This is a genomic window from Paenisporosarcina sp. TG-14 (assembly GCF_000297555.1).
GTDB classification, from domain to species: Bacteria; Bacillota; Bacilli; order Bacillales_A; family Planococcaceae; genus Paenisporosarcina; species Paenisporosarcina antarctica.
The window spans coordinates 1-22414 of the sequence record NZ_AMGD01000070.1 but is presented as its reverse complement, the minus strand read 5'-3'; the positions used below and the strand labels follow the sequence as shown (position 1 = coordinate 22414).

The window sequence follows — 22414 nt, the reverse complement described above, 5'->3', positions numbered from 1 at the left end:
ATCACTCCCTCCTACTCGATTATTCCCAAGGTTATGATGCAGCGGTTGTGCCGTCCAATGCGAGCCGGAAACCTTCATATACCTATCGTCACATGTTTCTTGTCATCTTGAACTGGGTGGCACTATTGTACCCAAAATGCACAGGTACCAAAAAGGGGAAAGGTGCCACCCATTGTGAGTTTCAGTTTATCGATTTCGGTTTCCTTCTATTAAAAACCACTTTATATGGGAAATAGACGAGCATTAGGATGATTCCGATTAGTGTCGTCAGGAATGGATAGATCAGCGGGAATATCGCAGACGGATAGCCTGTCAGGTCATCCGTGTAATAACCTGCAGGGCCAGCGAACATCGGTGTAATCAATTGAGTCTGCAATTTGGTTTTGTCCTGGTAGGTGAAGAAGTCTTTCTCCACAGTTCCGTCTTCCTGAACAGTCAATAATTCGTATTCGATTTCATCCGGCGGGATAAAACCATCCATGATGCCGTCTTTAATCTGTTTCGTATCTGCGCCGTTTAATTGAAGCGTGACGGCAAAGAAATTCTCGCCGGATTTCTGATTCTCAATTAGCCAATAGGACAGGTAATGGGTGTATTGGCTAAGCCCTTTCTGATTAAGTCCATCTCTTTCTAGCTTAACTGGGTATCTTTCTAATACTTCTATAATGTCGCCGTTAATAGAAATTGAAATATCAGCTGGATAGACGAGGTTGTCCGAACCATTCAAATAAGGGGGTTCATCTTTCAACTCGTGGGTTGTGGAGATCATGTTTCCGGAAAAGTCGTAACTTGCCGGGGCCCCTTCAAACATCCCGTTGAGTTCGGTGATATTGTATGTATTGACCATTTCAGCTCTGTATATGACTTCCATCAGCATGATGCCACTCGAAGGGATGGAGATAGCGAACAGGCATAGGCCGACTAAGAACAGGAATATATTTTTGATTTTCATATGGGTGATCCTTTCTTTCTTGGGTGATACTTGCTCTTTTATTAGTGTATCGCTGGCAAATGGTATGGTCTAGTATAATTTAGGAATTTATCCATTTGCTGTCCATCACGTGGTAAAATATTGAACAGTAAAGAACTTGGAAAAGGATGTTCAATTGATGGAAGTAACCAAAAGAGTATTTCGTTTTATGTTAAAACAGATGGATTTCATGATTCTTTTATTCATCTTGTTGTTGAAATTATACATATTTGCAAAGGTGAGCGGTACAATCTTCGTCACCTTGATGCCTATTGACTACCTGAAGGAATTTTTCAACTGGCTGTTCGGAGCGGAAACGGAATTGCGGATTTTTGAAGGGGTAATCATGGTCAGTGTCGGAACGATCCTGTTGTCGACATTTTGGATCTTGTTCCTCCATGGCCGCAAGCGTTTCCTCGCCATTTTCATCATCAATGCGCTGCTGTCCTTCATCATATTGGCTGATGTGATTTATTTCCGCTATTTTGAGGACCTCATCTCGATTACCGTATTGATGCAGATGAAGCAACTCGGGGATGTTGGGGAGAGTGTCTTTGCCTTGTTTAGCTGGACCGACCTGATTTTCTTTATCGACCTTCTGCTGATGATTCCGCTGCTCATCTATTATTTTAGGAAAACGAGAAATCATCAGCCAGCAAAGCCTTTGTTAATCCCCAAATTATTGACGGGCCTGCTTGTTTTAGTAATCGGCTACCAGCTCACTTTCATTCCTTTTAATAAATCGATGGAAAACGGCGGCGCTTGGCAGTTCAATAAACTCATTTCTAATATGCGAGTCTATAATTTCACTGGGCTTCTAGGCTTCCATGGGGCGAACCTCCAACGTTATACCGAAGATAATTTTATCAATAAAAAAGAATATACCGAAGAAGAAGTGGAATCTGTCGCAAGCTGGTTCGAGGAGAGAAACGAGGCACCTGCAGCTAGCCCTTATTCAGGAATGGCTAAAGACAAGAACGTCATCGTCCTTCAGGTGGAGGCGCTTCAGGACTTCGTAATCAACCGGGAGATCAACGGCCAGGAAATCACCCCTTACCTCAATAGTCTTATTGCAGAAGAAGGCATTTATTTCCCGGAATTTTACGAACAGACCGGTGTCGGCCGGACATCGGACGCAGAATTCCTGTTGAATACATCGCTGTATCCGACAGCGAAAGGCTCGGCTTATATGCTCTACGCGGAAAATGAATACGATTCGTTACCGCAGATTTTGAAGGATAAAGGCTATAGCACGAATGTCTTCCATCCGTATAAACCGAGTTTCTGGAACCGGTACATCATGTACAAGCAACTTGGAATCGACCAGTTCTTCAGCGAAAGTGATTTCGAAGAAGACGAAGTGATCGGCTGGGCCATCAATGATGACGCCATGCTACAACAATCGCTCGACAAGATGGTAGACATGGAAGAGCCGTTCTATTCGCATATCATCACGCTGACGAGTCACCATCCATTTGAAATGCCGGATGAACATAAAGTATTGAACATGGACGGCTATGCCGAATACAGCAAGCGCCATTTCCGCAATTACCTGCACTCGATCCATTTCGTCGACCAAGCCATCGGCAATTTTGTCGATCGCTTGAAAGCAGAGGGGCTATGGGATGATACCATGCTGGTCATATTCGGAGACCACAGTACCGGCTTGACCGCAGATGACCCAGCTTTCAGTGAGTTTGCAGACGCCGCTGAACAGCAAACCTATTTCGAAGCCAATAAAAAAGTTCCGCTCATCTTCCACATTCCCGGAGTCGATGAGGCGCAACAATTTGACCAGACCGGCAGTCAATTGGATCTCGCACCGACCCTTCTCGACCTGATCGATGCTCCATCGGTCGGACGAAAATGGATTGGTAGCAATCTTTGGAACGGGGAAGAGCGGAAGGTGACGTTCCGTGACGGCTCCTTCATCACCGGTGATTTGACGTTCATCACCTCTTCTGACGGCATCTACGACAATGGCAGCTGCTATGAGCGGGAAAGCGGGGAGACTTTGCCCACAGAACAATGCCGCGCGCCATTCGACAAAGGGGTGAAAGAGCTCAAAATGTCCGATGATGTGTTAGAGGGCAATTTGATTAATAGATTTGAGAAGTAAACTTGCAGCCTGCTTCAAAAGCGGACCTCTAAAAACTAATCAGACTAGTACTCTATTAAACATAATTAAAGTTTCAATTATAGAAACACACTACCATATGGTCTAGATGATGATTCGTATTTTTGTTGTTTTCTCACAAAGTAAAAAATTAAAAAGAATTAAATTGACATTGGAGTTGTTCTTAGAATATAGTATTAATAATTAGTTGAATAACAGTTCTCCTAAAGGGGAGTAGCTTTTACAGCAGGGTCGTCATTACGGAGGTTTCTAATCTCCCGGCTTTGTTGGCAACGATTTCGTTGTTAGCAAGACCTTTACCAATTGGTAAAGGTCTTTTTATTTTTAAAAACCTTTGCCGTTTTCTGGCAAAGGTTTTTTTTAGTGAATGGAAACGGACCAATTGAGTGAATAAATCAACTAACTGTAAAGATTATGTGAAAGGAGATCAGATAAAAGAGGTACCCGATTGAATCTAGTCATGGAACTAGATTTGATACTAATATGAACATGGATAATTATTTTAATCAGCGATCCTGGAGTAATCAATCAATAGTGGTTGCATAGTAGGCACTGAAATAGTCAATAATTGACTATCATGACACGTCGAAAGCAAGTAATGGAATTTAAATTAATTGGGAGGTATTTTATATGGATATATCAATGTTACTGGAATATGGATGGGTGTTATTCGTTTTAATATTACTTGAAGGGTTATTGGCAGCAGACAATGCACTTGTATTAGCTATTATGGTTAAGCATCTCCCTGAGGCAGAGAGAAAAAGAGCTTTGTTCTACGGACTTGCAGGTGCATTTGTGTTCCGCTTTGGTTCATTATTCGTTATCTCATTCTTAGTTGATGTGTGGCAGGTCCAGGCAATAGGAGCTCTTTATCTTTTATTCATCGCGCTTAATCATATTTTGAGGAAACTCTATTTCAATAAACTAAAGGACAAAAATGAAGCAGAAAAAGAAAAAAAGAAATCCGGTTTTTGGTTTACGGTTTTCAAAGTAGAATTGGCAGATATCGCTTTTGCGGTTGACTCAATTTTAGCTGCTGTCGCCCTAGCAATAACACTTCCTAATACCAATCTTCCGAAGATTGGCGGCATGGATGGTGGTAAGTTCCTCGTCATATTTACCGGGGGCTTGATCGGCTTAATCATCATGCGTTTTGCTGCAAACTATTTTGTGAGCTTACTTCATTCAAGGCCAGGTCTAGAAATTGCTGCATTTACAATTGTCGGATGGGTTGGTGTTAAGCTTGTCGTTCTAACATTAGGACATCCAGATGTAGGGGTTATCTCATATGACTTTGCACATTCGCTTGAGTGGAAGCTAACCTTTTACTTCGTTCTAATTGGAATTGCTGTAGCAGGTTGGTTCCTATCTAACGACCGGAAGCCTATAGAAAACAATTAATCGTAAACTAAAAAGCAGTTTTCCAAGAGCATTTTTATTATAGGTACTTAAATAATTCACACCCTAATTAAATGATCTCTCCAATCTGCTATTGTGGCGAACATGAGGTTGGCATTCTAATCTATATACAAATTTTACCGGCGTCCGAAATTACATTTTCGGGCGTTTTTTGTATGTAAAGGATCATTGACTCTTTTATCATTATCCAAAACGGTTTAAAAAGAAGAAATTTTTCTTTTAGTTTAATACAGAATTTTGTCTAAATAACAGTTCGAGGAACGCAATGAAATAATATCTACATCGAGCTAAAATATCGGGTTTCGTCTTTTCATATAACGTTTATATACACCGTTTTAAGGGGGCTTGACCATTTTCATTCTCTGAGGTGTAGTGTTGTTTTTGCGCTACATGGATAGCTAAAATTGTAGATTATATTCAAGCAATAATTAGGGCAGATTAAAGATGAACGGAGTGTTGTAAATAAATGAAAATCATGGACTTAACAATTGAACTTATAATTGGATTTTTTTTACTTTTCGTAATAGTTAAGTTTGTAGGGAAAAAAATCATTAATCAAATTACTCCTTTTACCTTTATTGCAGCTATTGTATTGGGCGAACTACTAGGAAATGCTTTATATGATCATAAAACAGGAGTATTTTATATTGTTTATTCGATGACCATTTGGGGGGGATTACTTTTTTCTGTTGAATATCTAAGTCAAAAATTCCTTGCATTTAGGGGTGTGGTTGAAGGGAAACCTTCTGCACTTATCAAAAATGGAATCGTAGATCGAGAATCGTTAAGGAAAAATAGGATGAATATTAATCAGTTACAAAGTCTACTTAGACAAAGTGAAACCTTTTCTATTCGTGAAGTTGCCTACTGTTATTTAGAGGCGAACGGATCGATTAGTATTTTAAAGAAATCAAAGTACCAAAAAACTGCTCAGGAAGATTTCAATATGACTTCAAAAGCAGTTTATGTTCCAGTCACTTTAATAAGAGATGGTGAAGTTTTATGGGATGAAATGATTGATTTGGGGTTTAATGAATCTTGGTTAAAATCACAATTAAATACTCAAAATATTACTGACTACAAAGATGTTTTTATAGCCGAATGGCTTCAAGGAGACGGTCTTTTTGTACAGCCTATTAAGGATTAAATTGGTGCAATGTATGTTAGTTTTTACTGTCTAGGTTATGATGCAGTGGAATTTGCCGTTCCAAAGCGAGCTGGAAACCTTCATGTGTCCAGCTATAACCAAGCATTGTCACTTGTTTCTTGTCCTCTTGAGTTGAGTGGCACTTTTGTACCCAAAATGCACAGGTACCAAAAGGGGAAAAGGTGCCACCCGCAATTCCTGAAGCAATAAGTAGATGCCATTGTCGTTAATAATGCGATTTTTTTAACCAAGGCTGTGTTTTATGGGACATGAGTGTCTTTAGCTGTTGGTTTCTTCCTTCTTCCCATTAAAAACATAATGATTCCAAAGACAATTGCTCCAACAATCCACACCCAAGTTGGTATACCTTGTTTGAGTTCAGCAACCGGATTTGTCTTTTCAGCATATTCCTGAACTTCTTTGTTTGAAATGGTAAAATTTTCTTCAGTTGAAAATTCATTTTTCCCAGCATATCCTTTTATAGCTAATGTATAAGTTCCATCTTCGAGCGTTTCATGGTCCCAAGCAAAAGGAAATCTAATTTTAGACTTTGGCGCCATCTTAAAAGGATTCATTACACCTTTAAACAGCTCCGTTCCCTCATTATCCAAAACGGAGTAAGACCCTTCGATTTCTCCTTGAATCAATTGAGCATCATTTTTCATTTCAATAAAGACTTTTGCAGTATCTGAAATAAAACCGGCCTTTCCTAAAGAAAAATTAGGCTCAGACTTGTTTTCAAGGTTCAGCTTAATTGCGATTGCATACCTAGTTTCAGTCTTCACAACAAACTTAGCTTCGTCTTTTCCAGTTTCCTCAACGTCTTCATCTTCATCTTCTTGTGTAAAAAGAATTCCTCCAAGCAACGTTTCCCCATCACTTTCAGGAACTGTCACTTGAATTGGCACTTCGAACGACTCACCAGCAGGAATCTCGACACTTTCTTCTACTTCTAAGTAATCAGTCATGCGTACGGCATCTTCAAGTAGCATAGCATCATCAGAATCTACTTCTGGTTCATAGAGAATGCCACCGGTTGGACTCGTATATGCGTTAGCCCCTTGAACACGCACCGTGATCGGGTTTTTATCACTATTTTTCAAACGGACATAAAGAGTAAGCTGCTCTCCAGGTTTGACATCAACATCAAAATAACCTTTTGTTGCAGGCACTTGATTCTCTGGAAATATAGGTTCTACTTGCATAGAGCTTGGAGATTCTGCAGCAGCATATATTGGCAAACTAAAAATAAGTACGATCATTGCAAAAACACGTATAAACATAATATTCCTCCTGTATGGATAACTGCATGTTAATGTTGCTTAGATTAATTACACGTAAAGGCGTTGAGACAACAAAGTATCAAAAAAAACCATGTCAGTTGAGACATGGCTAAAATTTCCAAATGATTAAGGTCCAGTTGTAAGTGATGTAGTAATTGTAGAAGTATAAGTACCTGCATAAACTTCTTTAGGCATTAGAGTTAATGTCATCGGAATTGACGCAATACTATAACTCCCTTTTCCACCATTTAAAGCTGCAGATAATATTTCTACTGCAACTCCATTATCAATTATTCCAGATGATGTAGTTATTGTGGAAATTGGATCTGAATTGTCTTCAACTAAGGTTACAGCAGGAGCAGCTAAACCTAATGCGCCTGCAGCCAATGGTTTTAGACCAGTACCATCCATAAATTGAGTTGCAGCAACGGAGACATTCCAACCAGCACCAGAACCTGTTGCATCCGTAATAGTAAACGAATTGATTTGAGCTGTAACCGTTTGAGTTGTACCATCTAATGTTACAGCCTCAAAATTTGTAGCAGTTATTCCTGAATCTCCAAGGCTACCACCAGTTACTTCAGATGTAGCAGCCAATGAAGCCGATGCAAATGCTGTCATCAATAAAGCTAATACTGCCGTTCCTGTTACTAATTTCTTGAAAATTGAATTCATTATTGTTTCCTCCTGATTGTTGGTCAGGGTTAAAAGATTTATTAAAATGATAACTATCACTCTTCACTCTTAGCAACCCAGCCGTCATAGTTTGTAAAACCGTAGACCTGCAGCTTTGCGTCAACGTCTTTCGACATTTTTGCCTTTTTCAAATAAAGAATTGTCAAATCTCTCTCTCTCTCTCTCTCTCTCTATCGACAAATTCATATCTGTTAAGATAAATATATACTATAGGCATAAAATTCAAAACAGATATAATACCTATATTTTACTATTAAATAATATAATTATCTCATTAAAAGTTTTAAAAGTAGTATTTTATAACTACTAAATTAACTGAATATTTAAAGGTAATAGTACCTACGAAACAAGCAAAAAGGTAAATAAGGGTGAATTTTAAACAATTGTAGAATATGTAGTTCTAAATAACCCTGTATAACCAAGGCTCGTTAGTTAGTATCTTGTCCTCTTAAATTGGGTGGCACTTTTGTACCCAAAATGCACAGGTACCAAAAGGGGGAAATGTGCCACCCGTAACTTCAAAATGCTCATATTCTTTCCGGTATATGGTAAGATGAATAGTGATGAGATCATCACTGGAGGCTTTGCTATGTATACACTAGGGTTTGTCATAAGTCATAAGAACAATGAAAAAAGAAGAGCGCTACTTCCAAAGGATTTACCAAACATTAAATGTGTAGACCAGTTATATTTTGAAGAAGGATATGGGTCTGATTTAGGCTATTCGGATGAAGAATATAGAGTATCTGGCGTACATATCGTTTCTAGAGATCGTGTGTTGGAGTGCGACGCGATTGTCGATGTTAAATTAGGCGATGCGGATTACTTTGATAAGTTGCCGCCTGGCAAACTATTAATTGGGTGGGCACATGCAGTTCAAGACATCAAATTTACAGATGCAGTATTAGCAGGAAATCATACCGTTATGGCCTGGGAAGAAATGTTTGATGGTGGGAGATATATCTTCTATCGCAACAGAGAAATTGCTGGAGAAGCTGCGATACTCCAAGCTTACCAATACTGTGGCAAGATGCCCTATGAAACTAAAGTTGCGATTCTAGGCAATGGCCATACAGCAAAAGGGGCTCTAAGAATTCTCCATGGACTAGGCGCAGATGTTGACGTTTACGGTAGAAAATTGGAATCCTTATTCAGAAAAAATATGAACGATTATGATGTTCTCGTTAACTGCGTAATGTGGGATACTAGCAGAACAGATCGAATCATCTATAAAGAAGATTTAAAAAGCCTTAAAAACGGTGCGATGATTGTCGATGTAAGTTGCGATCCTAACTTAGAAATCGAGACTTCCCGTCCTTCGACTATTGATGATCCGGTCTATACGGTGGATGGCGTGATCCATTATACAGTCGATAATACGCCTGCCATGTTTCCACATACCGTTACAAAAGTGTTGAGCGAAGAGTTTTGCACAATGGTAGACATGCTCTCTGATGGGAATTGGACGGATATGGTTCGTGAAGCAATTGTCATCGACAAAGGTCATATCCTTGATAAACATATTAAGGAATTCAGAGAAGCTAGAGGCTTGTTGGTTCAATAAAATTGATTGAAAATAATTCATAAAGGAGCAAAGTGAGACTTTCACTTACCTCCTTTTTTTCATTTTATTTATGTATTCGGGACAAACGGTTTAATTTCATGAATTAAGTGGTAAACACAAAGAAATAGAGGAAAAAATAACAAGGAGGACGTTCCACCTATGAAACTTATACGTCATGAAATTAGACGATTAGAAAAAGATTACTACAACTGCGAAATTTCCTACATAAAAAAACTGATACGGAGTGATATCAGACTTTTAAGTAAAGCAATATGTATTACTGAAAATCGACTATAAACCTTACTATCCTTTTTAATAGAGAGTAATTAGTTAAACTCATCCTAAGTAACCACTTCGTGTCATTTACTTCACTCCTTTATATTTACGTTGATTGTTGCATATAACATTTATTAACAATATGTTTTAGGAATCACAAAAGAGCGTATTTTTTCGTGCCTGTGTAAGCCACAAATTGAAGGACATTGGTGTCTTACACAGGTACGGTAGAGTGTGTGAAACCCTTCATTCGAGTAACGCAGAATGATATTTATAGATAGCACCAAGCCGCCGAAATTGTATCTTCGGCGGCTTCCTTTCTGAGCAATAAGTGTCCATTCCCTAGTAAACCAAAATAAAAGACCAATGCATGTGAAGGTTGAAGGCGAGCGACGGACGCACACCCGCCGCAAGATTGCCTATCAGAAAGAAGAATCGTGATGTGAGAAGGTCACATCACGATTCTTTGCGTTCCCCAGGTTGTGGTGCAGCAGGTGTGCCGACCAGAGTGAGCCGGAAACCTTCAGGTGCCTAACTTTACTCGCGCATCGTTACTTGTTTCTTGTGCACTTAAGTCGGGTGGCACTATTTGGCCCAAAATGCACAGGTACCAAAAGAGGAAAAGGTGCCACCCAAAGAGTAAAACTAATTCTGAATATTCTAAATTTATTGTTGCGATTTACTAAAAACTACTGTAATATTTTTCATGTAATCAAATGTAAACGCTATCATAAACTCAAGCACTGTAAACATTCAACTAGAAGAGACCATATCTTATTGCAGAATGTAAGCAAATTTCATCTATTTGCGCAAACGGTTTCACAATAACTAAGTGAACGATGTCTAATCGAAGAATGGAGGATACCCTGAATTAATCTACTACTCTACTAGAAGACAAAGAGGAGGAAACAGTGAGTGAAAATAACAAAGAATAGTAAACGTGAATTTTCGATTTTTATGGTAATGATTATGGTTTTGAGTCTATGGCTACCTTTTATACCAGCTAAAAAAGGACTTGCCTCAGATTCTACAAATACGATTGAAAATGAAATTGTTCAAACAGCGGAGACTTCTGAACGACATGTACGTTTCACTTATATGCGTGAAGATCAAACATATGGTGCTTGGAATATTTGGGCCTGGAATACAGGTGTAATAAATGATCAAATCAATTTTGAATCATATGAGGGTGGCGTGGCAACTGTAAATATTGCCGTTGCTCCTGAAACGGAACAATTTGGATTTGTTCTCCGTAGTACTGATGATTGGAATACCGCAGAAAAAGAGTTTGGGGATCGCTTTATTAAAGTGAATAACAACGATTCACTGACAAAAGCTTATATTACAAGTGGGGTGGAGGAAATTAGAATTGTTCCGGATGGCTCAGCTCCTGTTATTGACCAAGGGAACGCGACGTTTTATTACCGTGATAAAGCCCTTTTCACTAACGATGAAATGGAAACGATTGAAAAAGTAGAGTTAAAGTTTGATGGACAAACGAATGAAATGACCTATGAGCCAGAGAATGAGAGATTTGTATATTCATACAACAACATTCCAAATGGTGAAACAGCATACACATATGTTGTAACAAAAGATGGCGTCACAACTGAAGTAAGTGATCCTTACAATACAGTTGATGGAGTTTCAACGATTGAATTCCTTCAATCTGATTTGACGGTTTTAGGATCAGTACAACCAGCAGCTATTGACTACAATCAAAATGCTGTATTATCTGTTGATATTCAAGGATTGATAGACGGAATTACAATTAGCAAAATCTTTGTAGATGCCTCTTCTTTAGGCGAGTCAACTAAATTGGAGATTGATCCATCCTTAAAAGAGATTGCGATTGCAGTAGATGACGACATTACAGCTGGAACGAAAACCATTCCATTAACCGTGGTGGATTCATATGGAAACACCTATGAAGGATCAGCTGAAGTGGAAGTGAAAACGAGACAATCGACAGGAGAGTCTGATTTTGATTGGGACGAGTCTGTGATTTACTTTATGCTAACAGACAGATTCTTTGATGGGGATGAGAGTAACAACGACCCTTATGATCTTAATTATGATACCGATGCGCGTGGTACTTACCAAGGTGGCGATTTGAAAGGGATTACGACAAAACTAGATTATCTAGATAATCTCGGTGTCAATACGATTTGGATTAGCCCAATTGTAGAAAATATAAAATATGATGTGCGCTCTGTCGAAACGAACGGTACATCTGTTGACCCATATTACGGCTATCATGGCTACTGGGCTAGTAATTTCGGGAAATTAAATCCACACTTTGGAACAATGGAAGATTTTCATGAGTTAATTGATGCAGCACATGACCGTGATATGAAAATCATGGTGGATGTGGTGTTAAATCATACAGGCTATGGTTTGAAAGAATTAGATGGAAACATGGATAATCCTCCTTTAGGTTTCCCAACGGATGAAGATCGGTCTAGATTTAGCGATATGGTCCGTCAAGGAGCAGATGTTGGAACGGATGAGGTTGTTGGTGAATTAGCTGGACTTCCTGATCTCAAAACTGAAGACCTTGCAGTCCGTCACCAAATTATTGATTGGCAAACGAGTTGGATTGATGAAGCGACGACAGCTAAAGGTAACACGATTGACTACTTCCGTGTAGATACTGTGAAGCATGTTGAAGATGCAACTTGGATGAACTTCAAAAATGCGCTAACTGACAAGATGCCTGAGTTTAAGATGATTGGTGAAGCTTGGGGAGCAAATGTTGATAATAGCCTAGGCTACCTTGAAACAGGCATGATGGATTCTTTATTGGACTTTGAGTTTAAAAATACAGCCCGCACATTTGTTAATGGCGATCTAGAAGCTGTAAATGACGCGCTTATTACTCGAAATGGAAAAGTGGATAATACCGCAACATTTGGCCAGTTTTTAGGCAGTCATGATGAAGATGGATTCCTGCATTCATTAGCTGGAGATGAAGGCAAGCTAAAAGTTGCTGCATCCCTTCAAGCAACTGCAAAAGGTCAACCAGTTATTTATTACGGGGAAGAACTTGGGCAAACTGGTGCCAATAACTACCCGCAATACGATAACCGCTATGATTTTGCTTGGGATCAAGTAGAAAATAATGATGTGTTAGATCACTACACTAAGATTCTTAATTTTAGAAGTGAGCATTCAAAAGTGTTTGCTAAAGGGGAAAGAACTTTTATAGGTGGTTCTGATACAGATAAATTCTTATTATTCTCACGTGACTATAATGGTCAATCTGTCTATGTCGGATTGAACGTTACTGAAGACGCAAAAGACGTGACAGTAACGGTGGATTCACAAGATGCTGTAGTGACGGATTATTATTCTGGAGAGGTTTACACAGCAAATGAAGCTGGAGAAATGAATGTACCACTTCCTTCGAATGCTGATGGGGGTACTGTCTTATTAACAGTTGAAGGTGGAAATATTACGGGTGCGGTTGCTACGGGTGACGGTGGAGGAGACGCAGTGGAACCAATTCCTGCGAATAACATCCGTATTCACTATAATCGGACGGACAATATTTATGAAAACTATGGCGCATGGCTATGGAACGATGTAGCTTCACCATCGGCAAACTGGCCAGTGGGTGCAACTATGTTTGAAAAAACGGACAGCTATGGGGCTTACATTGACGTTGAACTAGCTGAAGGCGCGAAAAATATTGGCTTCCTTGTTATGGATATAACGGGCGGTGACGCTGGTAAAGACGGTGGAGATAAAGGCTTACCCATTTCTTCGCCAGAGATGAATGAAATTTGGATTAAACAAGGTTCGGATCAAGTATATACGTACGAACCAATTGATCTACCTGAAAATACAGTGCGTATTCATTACACGCGTGATAACGCAGACTATGACAAATTTGGCGTTTGGAACTGGGGCGATGTAGCAGCACCGTCTGTTATTTGGCCAACAGATGCAACAGATTTTGACGGGATAGATCGTTATGGTGCATATGCAGATATCGAACTGACAGAAGCTGCAAAGGAAATTGGTTTCTTGATCGTCAATCAAGTGACTCAAGACAAAGATGCAGACGATAAATCTTTCAACTTACTAGATAGGTATAATCATTTATGGATTAAGCAAGGTGATGATACCGTCTATATTTCTCCTTATGGGGAAGTAGCAAATGGAATTGTTTCAGGTGAGGTCATCTCCGAAGATACCATACTACTCGGCTTCACGATGACAGATGGTTTAACTGGTGAAAGCTTAAAAGCAGGGTTAGCTATTAAAGATTCTGACGGAGTGGCTGTTCAAGTTGACAGTGTTGAAATCACTGGAGATAAAACGGTTGAAGTAAAAGCAACATTTGATTTAGATAAACTACCATTGTCTATTACGCACTCAGGTAGAACGGTTTCAGCAACTATAGGCTGGAGAATGATCGATAAGATGTATGCATATGATGGCGATGATCTTGGTGCAACATACAAAGATGGCAATGCGACACTTAAATTATGGGCACCAAAAGCAAGCAAAGTAGTGGCGAACTTCTATGATAAAGACGATGCTACTGTTGCAATTGGCAGTGTGGAGTTAACACTCGGCGAGCAAGGGGTCTGGTCAAAAAACATCAGCCCAAGTGAACTGGCTGTTACTGATCTTAAAGGCTACTACTATCAATACGAAGTAACAAATGATGGCGTAACGAAAAAAGTATTAGACCCTTACGCAAAATCGATGGCAGCATTTACGGTTAATACAAAAGGGGTAGCTGGTCCTGACGGCGATGACGTTGGTAAAGCAGCTATCGTTGATTTAAGCGGCACAAACCCTGAAGGATTTAGTCATGCTTCTATTGATGGCTATGAAAAACGTGAAGATGCAGTGATTTACGAGGTTCACGTTCGAGACTTTACGTCGGATCCTTCAATAGAAAAAGATTTAACATCAAGATGGGGTTCGTATAAAGGGTTTATTGAAAAGCTCGATTATATTAAATCCTTAGGTGTTACACATGTTCAATTACTACCGGTTATGGCTTGGTACTTTGGTGATGAAACCAACGTAGATGAAAGAGAGCTCGATTATTCAGCGGGTGGCAATGAATACAATTGGGGATACGACCCTCATAATTACTTCTCACCAGATGGTGCGTATTCAGAGGATGCTACAGATCCCGAGCTACGCGTAAAAGAGCTGAAAGAATTAATCGATGCCATCCATGAAGCTGGTATGGGTGTGGTGTTTGATGTGGTATACACGCATATGGCAAAAGCTAGTCAATTAAATGACATTGTGCCAAATTACTATGCGTACCAAGATGCGAAAGGTAACTTCCTTGGGGGCTTTGGTAACAACTTAGCAACAAGTCACACAATGGCTGAAAAGCTTATGGTCGATTCAGTGGAATATTGGTTTGACGAATACAAGATTGATGGCATGCGCTTTGATATGATGGGTGACGCAACGTATTCATCCATTCAAAACGCATATAATGCAGCTGCTTCTGTCAATCCGGATGCTTTATTTATTGGCGAAGGTTGGAGAACATTTGCAGGTCATATAGCTGATCCAGCACTTGCAGGAATGGGGGCAGACCAGGATTGGATGGACAAAACGGATGACGTAGGGGTATTCTCTGACGAAATCCGCAATGAACTAAAATCTGGTTTCGGTTCAGAAGGAGAGCCAAGATTTTTAACAGGTGGCGCAAGAGATGTTCAAACAATTTTCAATAATATTAAAGGGCAGCCTTCGAATACGGCAGATGATGATCCGGGCGATATGGTCCAATACATCGCAGCACATGACAACTTGCCTTTATATGATGTCATTGCTCAATCCATTAAAAAGGATCCCGCAATTGCTGAAAACAACCTGGAAATTCATCAACGGATGCGTATCGGAAACTCGATGATATTAACATCTCAAGGTACGGCATTTCTCCATGCAGGCCAGGAATATGGCAGAACGAAGCAATGGTTAGGTGAAGGCGTACCCGAACAGAAATATCATGAATTTAAAGATGTTGATGGGAATCCATTTGGCTATTTCATCCATGATTCCTATGACTCTTCAGATGCCATCAATAAATTTGATTGGGAGAAAGCAACGAACAAAAAAGAATATGCAGTCAATGCAACAACTAGAGAATTCACACAAGGATTAATTGACTTAAGAAAATCAACCAATGCCTTCCGCTTAGGTGAAAAAGAGTTGATTGATACAAATGTATCGTTACTCAACTTCCCTGAAGTGAAAGATTCCGACTTAGTCATTGCGTACGAAAATATCTCTACTGACAAAACGGGTAATTACTATGTATTCGTCAATGCAGATAACAAAGCCCGCACGTTAACATTAGGAGAATACGACTTCTCCGATGGGATGATCTTAGTAGACAATGATGAAGCGGGAACAAAAGCAGTTTCTAAAAAATCAGGCTTTACCCTAACGAAAAATACCTTAACGATTGAACCGTTAACAACTGTTGTGATTAAGTTAGATAGAAAGGCAACAGAAGAACCAGTGAAAGATAAGAAATCGAAGAAAGAAAAAAAAGAAAAGAAAGAAAAGAAACCAAAAGAACCAAAGGAAGGAAATAAAAAGGGGGCTGGTGTATCTGTACTTGTTTCACCACCGGCAGCTGGAAAACCTAAAATGATTAAGATTTCAGATTGAATTTGGATCCTATATTGTTAGCGCAGGGAACTTGAATAGTGAGTTGTAGCGGCTGAATTTACATCTTCAGCCGTTTTTTTTGATCTAGCAGAAAATAATTCTTTCGTTTTCCAAGATAATTATAAATTATTTGTAGTCCACCCACAATTTAACAGGAAAAAGAGCTTATGCTATCGAATGTAAAGTAATGTGAATGTTGTATTTAGTCGGTTTTTGATAGTGCAGATGTTATTGAAATAATAGTAGACAGATTGGAGACTTAGTTATGAATGAATTCAAAGTACCAGCTATACGCGTGATGCCTATGTCCGAAAAAGATGCTACATTTAATTATTATTCTATAGAGGATATGCAGAACTGGTTTGAAGTTGAACTTCCTAACCTTTTATTCCAATACAAAAGTAAAATGGATACACCGATTGGAACTTTGGTTTTATTTCAGTATAAAAATTGTTTAGTTGCTTCAGCACTTTTAAGAGAAATAAGTATATACAATAAAAGAACTGAAAATGGATATAATGGGTTCTATATTTTTGATCCACTATCAATTACTATTTTCAAACCGATTACAAGTGAAGAAATGAAAGTGATATGGAGAAACTTTAAGGGCTTTAACCAATCTATGCAAAAATTGAGTACTGATTACTATAATGATTTCAAAAAATTAATAGTTGAGAAAAACATGCGGTTAGTGGATGTTCCACTAGAAGATGAAGAGGTTTTTCAAGAGAAAATTGAGAAGATTAAGATAAAATCGTCCATTATTATTGTTGATCAATCTAGAAATATTCCATCTAAGAATGTAAAAGCCATCACTAGTAGTTGGGGAAGAAATATCATAACAGCAAAAAGTGCGGTTGTTAACAGTGGCTATACGTGTGAATATGATTCTACACATGTGTATTTTATATCCAAAATTTCATATGAGAATTATGTGGAAGCACATCATTTAATTCCCATGGAATTCCAAGATGAGTTTAGTAACAGTATAGATGTTGAAGCAAACATTCTATCGTTATGTCCCTTATGTCATAAAAGGGTGCATCATGCAACTAAGGAAGATATTAGACCTATGATTGAGAAGTTATATATTCAAAGAAGAGATCGACTGCTGAAATGTAAAATTGATATTGAATTAGATAGATTGATGGATTTTTATTAATAAGAAATACGAAAAATATAGAAGGTGGTGAGATTGGAATTAAAACTTGTAAATAGATTAAATGTGTCCTATGATCCAATCTATTCTTTCTGCTTATTATTCGAGTAAATAATAGAAAATAAATGCTATCAGGAGGATGTTCATGAATTTATTCATCATTAATACAAATCAACAAGCCGATCAACGCTATGAGCAGGAGATGATTGTTGAACAAAAATGTGCAGCTTACCGTAGCACGAAAAAAGAGATTAAATACATTCAAAAGGAAGACAAAGTGTTACTGTATAGCAATGGTATAGGGGTTATTGCAAGGGGAATAGCAGATGGGGAGGTAAATAAGAAAGAAGATCTTTGTGAAACGGATGCTGAATACTATATGGCATTGAATGAATTCTATGGATATATCGAAGCCATTCCCTATAAAAAAATGATATCAATCATCCGGAAATCCGATTCTTCATTTGCCAAGCCCTTCAATGTGACTTCATTAAAGTTTAGTTTTCCTGCATCAATCGAAATTTGGGATGAAATCAATAAGTATGTGTGAATGGATAGTCAGGACGGTCATACTGAAAGCGAATAGCTGGCTGCACTCTTTACTCGAAACTAACCTCTACGGAATTAAGCATATCGGTTGTCCTAGGTTTCCAAGCATTACTGCATTCTGCTGCCGTATATATTTTCTTTCTATTAAAATTTCAAGACAGTAAACCCTTCTCTCTAAGAAAGTAGAATAATCCTTTAAAGCTAGAAAAAAGCCGCCGAAATTGTATCTTCGGCGGCTTCCTTTCTAAGCAGTAAGTGTCAATTCCCTAGTAAACCAAAATCAAAGAACTGTACACTTTAAGCTTGAAGGTGAGCGAAGGACGCACATCAGCCACAATGATTGCCTATGAGAAAGAAGAATCGTGATGTGACAAGGTCACATCACGATTCTTTACGTTCCCTAGGTTATGATGCAGTAGTTTGCCGTCCAAAGCGAGCCGGAAACCACCGTCGATACAGTGGTCAATATTTTTTCGGGTGTTCCGCGAGAGTTCGATCCCAGATGCGAGCCACAATTTGAGGTGCAATTGTGTCTCTGCACCGGAAAAAATCATACTGCTAGCGATTGGCTGGCTGCAGTCTTTAAAGAAACTACCTCCACGGGTTCAGGCGCAGCCACAAATAACAAACATTTGTGTCTACGTCTGCCGCCGTTTAACTTTTCTTACTTTAAAGTTTTAGGGTGTTGCAACCTATGTAGTATGTGAAACCCTTCTTTCAAGTAACGCAGAATAATCCTTTATAGTCAGATACAATCGTCCGAAATTGCATCTTCGGCCGATTACTTTCTAGACAGTAAGTGTCTATTCACTAGTAGACCAAAATATAAGACCAATGTACGTGAAGGTTGCAGGCGAGCGACGGACGCTCACCCGCCGCAAGATTGCCTATCAGAAAGAAGAATCGTGATGCGACAAGGTCACATCACGATTCTTTGCGTTTCCTAGGTTATGATGCAGCAGGTGTGCCGTCCAAAGCGAATCGGAAACCACAACCGATACAGTGGTAAATCATTTATTAAAATGTTCTGTGAGAGTTTGATCTGCCACCGGTTATGTTTTCTTCCTTTTAAGGATTTTGAAAGGCAGCCATGAAATGAGTCACCTGTGTCAGATTTTCGAGCCTCTTCGGACAAAAAATAGAGCCACCTTCTGTATAATTAAGTTATGAGTAAATACCTTGAAATCTAAAGTCTTACTCACAGTGAAAAATTTCCGCAAATCCAATTTTGATGTGAGTCTCTAATTAAAAAATAGGGTATGGAAAGGGTATAATAAATTGGCAGAAGAAGACACTAAAAGTGACTGCTTTGCGTTGATTCCTATGATTTAGGTGTTACTTAAAAGAAAAAACTAGGATATACAAATACAAATACAAAAGAACAAGGGGAGATACAATGACAAACGAAAAAGAAATAATAGAATCAGGATGGAACTTAGACAACAGTTATGCACGTCTGCCTGAAGTATTTTTCACTAGCTTCACTCCAGATGCTGTACGATTACCAGGATTGATTATGTTTAATTCTTCGTTGGCTAAGTCTCTTGGATTGAACGGAGATGCGCTACAAAGCAAATACGGTGTAGCGGAACTTGCTGGAAACAAAATTCCAGAAGGCGCAACTCCGCTTGCTCAAGCTTACGCGGGACATCAATTCGGCAATTTCAATATGTTAGGGGACGGTCGAGCTCTTTTACTTGGAGAGCAAATCACTCCTGATGGTGAGCGGTTTGATATTCAGTTCAAAGGTTCAGGTAGAACGCCTTACTCTCGAGGTGGCGATGGTCGAGCAGGACTTGCACAGATGCTACGCGAATACATCATTAGCGAAGCCATGCATGCCCTTGATATTCCTACTACTCGTAGCCTAGCAGTGGTGACAACCGGCGAATCAGTACTCCGTGAAACGGAACTACCTGGTGCAATTCTGACCCGTGTAGCTGCCAGTCACATTCGCGTCGGTACTTTTCAATACGCTGCAAACTTTGGCTCAATTGAGGAAGTTCGGGAACTGGCTGACTATACACTAAAACGCCATTATCCTGAAGTTGAAGCTGATGACAATCGATATTTATCGTTCCTTCAGTCAGTTATTAAAAGTCAAGCTTCGCTCATTGCTAAATGGCAATTGGTTGGATTTATCCACGGGGTGATGAACACCGACAATATGACCATAAGCGGAGAAACCATTGATTATGGTCCCTGCGCCTTCATGGATGCCTATGATCCAGCAACAGTATTCAGTTCCATTGACCGTCAAGGTCGCTATGCCTATGGCAATCAACCGTATATTGGCGGATGGAATCTCGCACGATTTGCAGAAACGTTATTGCCGCTATTAGATGATGATCAGGACAAGGCAATCAAAATGGCCACAGATGCGATTGGAGAATTTAATAAGTTCTATCACGCAAATTGGTTTGCAGGAATGAGAGCAAAACTAGGAATTTTCAACGAAGAGAAACAGGATGAAACCCTTATTGAAGACCTACTGAGTATGATGAAGAAGTATGAGGCAGACTATACCAATACCTTCCTCGCATTGACTTTTGACACGATGGAGGAAACAGTCCTGTTTGGCACCGTTGAATTTTCTAAGTGGAATGAAATGTGGCAGGCGAGACTTGGCAAGCAGCAGGAAACGAAAGCTGACTCACATCAGTTGATGAGAAACAGTAATCCTGCACTAATTCCTAGGAACCACCTGGTAGAAGCGGCATTAGAAGCCTCAGTGAAAAATGGTGACAACAGCGTGATGGAGCGGCTACTTGCTGTTCTTGCAAATCCCTTCGCGCACACACCCGAACAGGCTGAATACTGCGCAGTGCCTACGGAATCAACCATTCCCTACCAAACTTTTTGTGGGACATGATAAAAATACAGTAAATTACGCCTGATTAGAAAACAGAGATGAATATAATATGCACTCCAATTGTTAGAGACAACTAACAATTGGGGTGCATTTTTTACGACTTTTCTCTATCCGCAATCAATACCTCCCAGATCTGAATACAAGATGAAGAGGGTATTCGAACATTATTGTTAAAAATCCAAAGTGAAAACGTAAGGGATAGCACTACTATTATTTCTTGGAAAGTAAATATTTCAAAAGAAGCAAGTAAACCAAGTAATGCTAAATAAAAAATGACTACCAAATCAATTATGAATTGGTAGTCATTTTGTGTTGTGATTTAAATTTTGCACCATTCAAGAGCATCTTTTTAATTTCTAATCAATACGATATACACTTTCTTCTACTATTACTGCACTAAAGAATCCAAACAAAAGAGAAATGATAATCCATATACCAATTGAAACTAATGCCCAAATAAGTGCTGATTTTGCAGCTACAGGCTTGCTATCCTTCCAAACGAAGAACAAAACAATGCCTAATAGTGGGACACAGCAAAATGAAAGTATGTTAACGGCAATATTTGGCTTATCTTCGCCTATGCTACTAACACGAACTCCGCACTTAGGGCAAATTTCAGCTTGAGTATCAATTTGCTCACCACAATGTGGACAATACATAAAAATCCCCCAATCTGTAATAACATAGTATGAATAAGCTAGAAAAATAATTGATATAAGTTCTGACCTTGATTAAAACTAAACACTGTGACATTTACTATAAACAAAATAATTCCAACACCTGCTAATAAACCTGTAATAAACCTTCTACTATTCGTGCTTTTCCACTTATTATAAAGTTGGCCAGTACCGTCAATTGTCATGGGTACGAGTAATAAAATAGAAAATAAGAAAGAAAAAGATACAACAAAAACCAGGCAGATGATTGCTATTATGTAGCCACACATAATTCCTGTACACCTTGCACAAATAGGAAACTGCTTACCGTTATAAAAGAAAGAACGCTCAGGTATGCGGTGACACATAAATAATAAACTTGTTAATCTATCCATTCATTTCACCTCACTTGACTGTAAGAATCAGAAAAACTCCCATTCTCCAACCACTTTTCCGTCTTTCTTCTTTTTAGCAATTAAATACGCATCGATTACAGAAATAGGTACAATAATAAAGCTTGAAATACCGACCGTTATAAATCCAATAAAGAACCCTACAGCAAGAATGGTTAAACCCTTTGCTGTTTGACCCATAATGATTTGCCCTAACCCTAGAATTAGAAACGACAGGACCGCCATTAACCAAGGCTCTCTTTCGACGTTCGTGCCATTCAAACTAATACCACAAGCTACACAAATTTCCTGATTTTCATTAACGCTTTTACCGCAACCATGACAATATTTTTTGACCTTAAAGGTGCGAACACCACATTTAGGACAGATTTCAGCTTGTTCAGAAATTGTCTCACTACAATTAGTACAATGCATTGTTATCCCCCTTCTTACTATATTATATTTATCTAATAGACATAATAAGAATACAAAAACGAAAATATTTATATGTATATTTTAAAGGAATTATTCGTCTTAGAGGGATGAAAATAAGTACAAAATCGAGATAAATATGAACTGAAAAAAGAGTAACATTCAGATGAATGCTACTCTTTTTTAGTGTGCCCAGCATGGG

The 22414-nt window shown here is 38.9% G+C and carries 14 protein-coding genes and 1 riboswitch; of the genes, 8 read left to right on the top strand and 6 right to left on the bottom strand.

What is annotated here, in order from left to right; genetic code table 11:
• Positions 1-181: 181 nt before the first annotated feature.
• On the bottom strand, positions 182-952 hold the full coding sequence (locus C406_RS0116785; RefSeq protein ID WP_017381817.1) for a hypothetical protein: 771 nt from the start codon (positions 950-952) through the stop codon (positions 182-184).
• 199 nt (positions 953-1151) lie between these two features.
• On the opposite strand from C406_RS0116785, the gene C406_RS0116780 reads away from it, so the two are divergent.
• The 3 genes from C406_RS0116780 to C406_RS0116770 all read left to right on the top strand — a co-directional run bounded on the left by C406_RS0116780 (position 1152) and on the right by C406_RS0116770 (position 5673).
• Entirely contained in the window at positions 1152-3089 is a 1938-nt protein-coding gene (locus C406_RS0116780) for an LTA synthase family protein (RefSeq protein WP_192812625.1), read from the top strand.
• 648 nt (positions 3090-3737) lie between these two features.
• Positions 3738-4508, top strand: coding sequence for a TerC family protein (locus C406_RS0116775; protein WP_017381815.1), 771 nt, complete (start codon positions 3738-3740; stop codon positions 4506-4508).
• Positions 4509-4992: 484 nt separating this feature from the next.
• Positions 4993-5673 carry a DUF421 domain-containing protein gene (locus C406_RS0116770; RefSeq protein ID WP_017381814.1) on the top strand — a complete coding sequence of 227 codons (681 nt, stop codon included), beginning with the start codon at positions 4993-4995 and terminating at the stop codon, positions 5671-5673.
• A gap of 260 nt (positions 5674-5933) precedes the next feature.
• On the opposite strand, the gene C406_RS0116765 is transcribed toward C406_RS0116770, so the two are convergent.
• Positions 5934-6956, bottom strand: coding sequence for a DUF916 domain-containing protein (locus C406_RS0116765; RefSeq protein WP_017381813.1), 1023 nt, complete (start codon positions 6954-6956; stop codon positions 5934-5936).
• Between the two features lie 126 nt (positions 6957-7082).
• The gene (locus C406_RS0116760; RefSeq protein ID WP_017381812.1) at positions 7083-7631 is read right to left on the bottom strand and encodes a WxL domain-containing protein; all 549 of its coding nucleotides are present in this window, start codon (positions 7629-7631) and stop codon (positions 7083-7085) included.
• A gap of 68 nt (positions 7632-7699) precedes the next feature.
• Positions 7700-7785: riboswitch (cyclic di-GMP riboswitch) on the bottom strand.
• Between the two features lie 456 nt (positions 7786-8241).
• Between C406_RS0116760 and C406_RS0116750 the strand changes: the two genes are divergently transcribed.
• From C406_RS0116750 to C406_RS0116730, 5 genes are all read left to right on the top strand, one after another.
• Entirely contained in the window at positions 8242-9216 is a 975-nt protein-coding gene (locus C406_RS0116750) for a N(5)-(carboxyethyl)ornithine synthase (protein WP_026045738.1), read from the top strand.
• Positions 9217-10407: 1191 nt separating this feature from the next.
• Positions 10408-16152 carry a pullulanase gene (locus C406_RS0116745; protein ID WP_017381809.1) on the top strand — a complete coding sequence of 1915 codons (5745 nt, stop codon included), beginning with the start codon at positions 10408-10410 and terminating at the stop codon, positions 16150-16152.
• 265 nt (positions 16153-16417) lie between these two features.
• Entirely contained in the window at positions 16418-17314 is an 897-nt protein-coding gene (locus C406_RS19975; protein ID WP_017381808.1) for an HNH endonuclease, read from the top strand.
• Positions 17315-17456: 142 nt separating this feature from the next.
• Positions 17457-17861: a hypothetical protein gene (locus C406_RS19970; protein WP_017381807.1), complete on the top strand. Its 405-nt coding sequence runs from the start codon at positions 17457-17459 to the stop codon at positions 17859-17861.
• Positions 17862-19256: 1395 nt separating this feature from the next.
• A complete protein-coding gene (locus tag C406_RS0116730; RefSeq protein ID WP_017381806.1) occupies positions 19257-20732 on the top strand; it encodes a protein adenylyltransferase SelO in 1476 nt (491 codons plus the stop codon).
• A 356-nt stretch (positions 20733-21088) separates the two neighbouring features.
• Here C406_RS0116730 and C406_RS0116725 read toward each other — a convergent pair whose 3' ends face one another.
• Genes C406_RS0116725 through C406_RS0116715 form a run of 3 tightly spaced genes read right to left on the bottom strand, consistent with a single transcriptional unit; the run spans position 21089 to position 22215 of the window.
• Positions 21089-21391 (bottom strand): zinc ribbon domain-containing protein, encoded by a 303-nt coding sequence (locus C406_RS0116725; protein ID WP_017381805.1) that lies wholly within the window; start codon positions 21389-21391, stop codon positions 21089-21091.
• Positions 21392-21429: 38 nt separating this feature from the next.
• Positions 21430-21783: a DUF2085 domain-containing protein gene (locus C406_RS0116720; protein WP_026045737.1), complete on the bottom strand. Its 354-nt coding sequence runs from the start codon at positions 21781-21783 to the stop codon at positions 21430-21432.
• Between the two features lie 27 nt (positions 21784-21810).
• The gene (locus C406_RS0116715) at positions 21811-22215 is read right to left on the bottom strand and encodes a zinc ribbon domain-containing protein (protein WP_017381803.1); all 405 of its coding nucleotides are present in this window, start codon (positions 22213-22215) and stop codon (positions 21811-21813) included.
• Positions 22216-22414 lie beyond the last annotated feature (199 nt).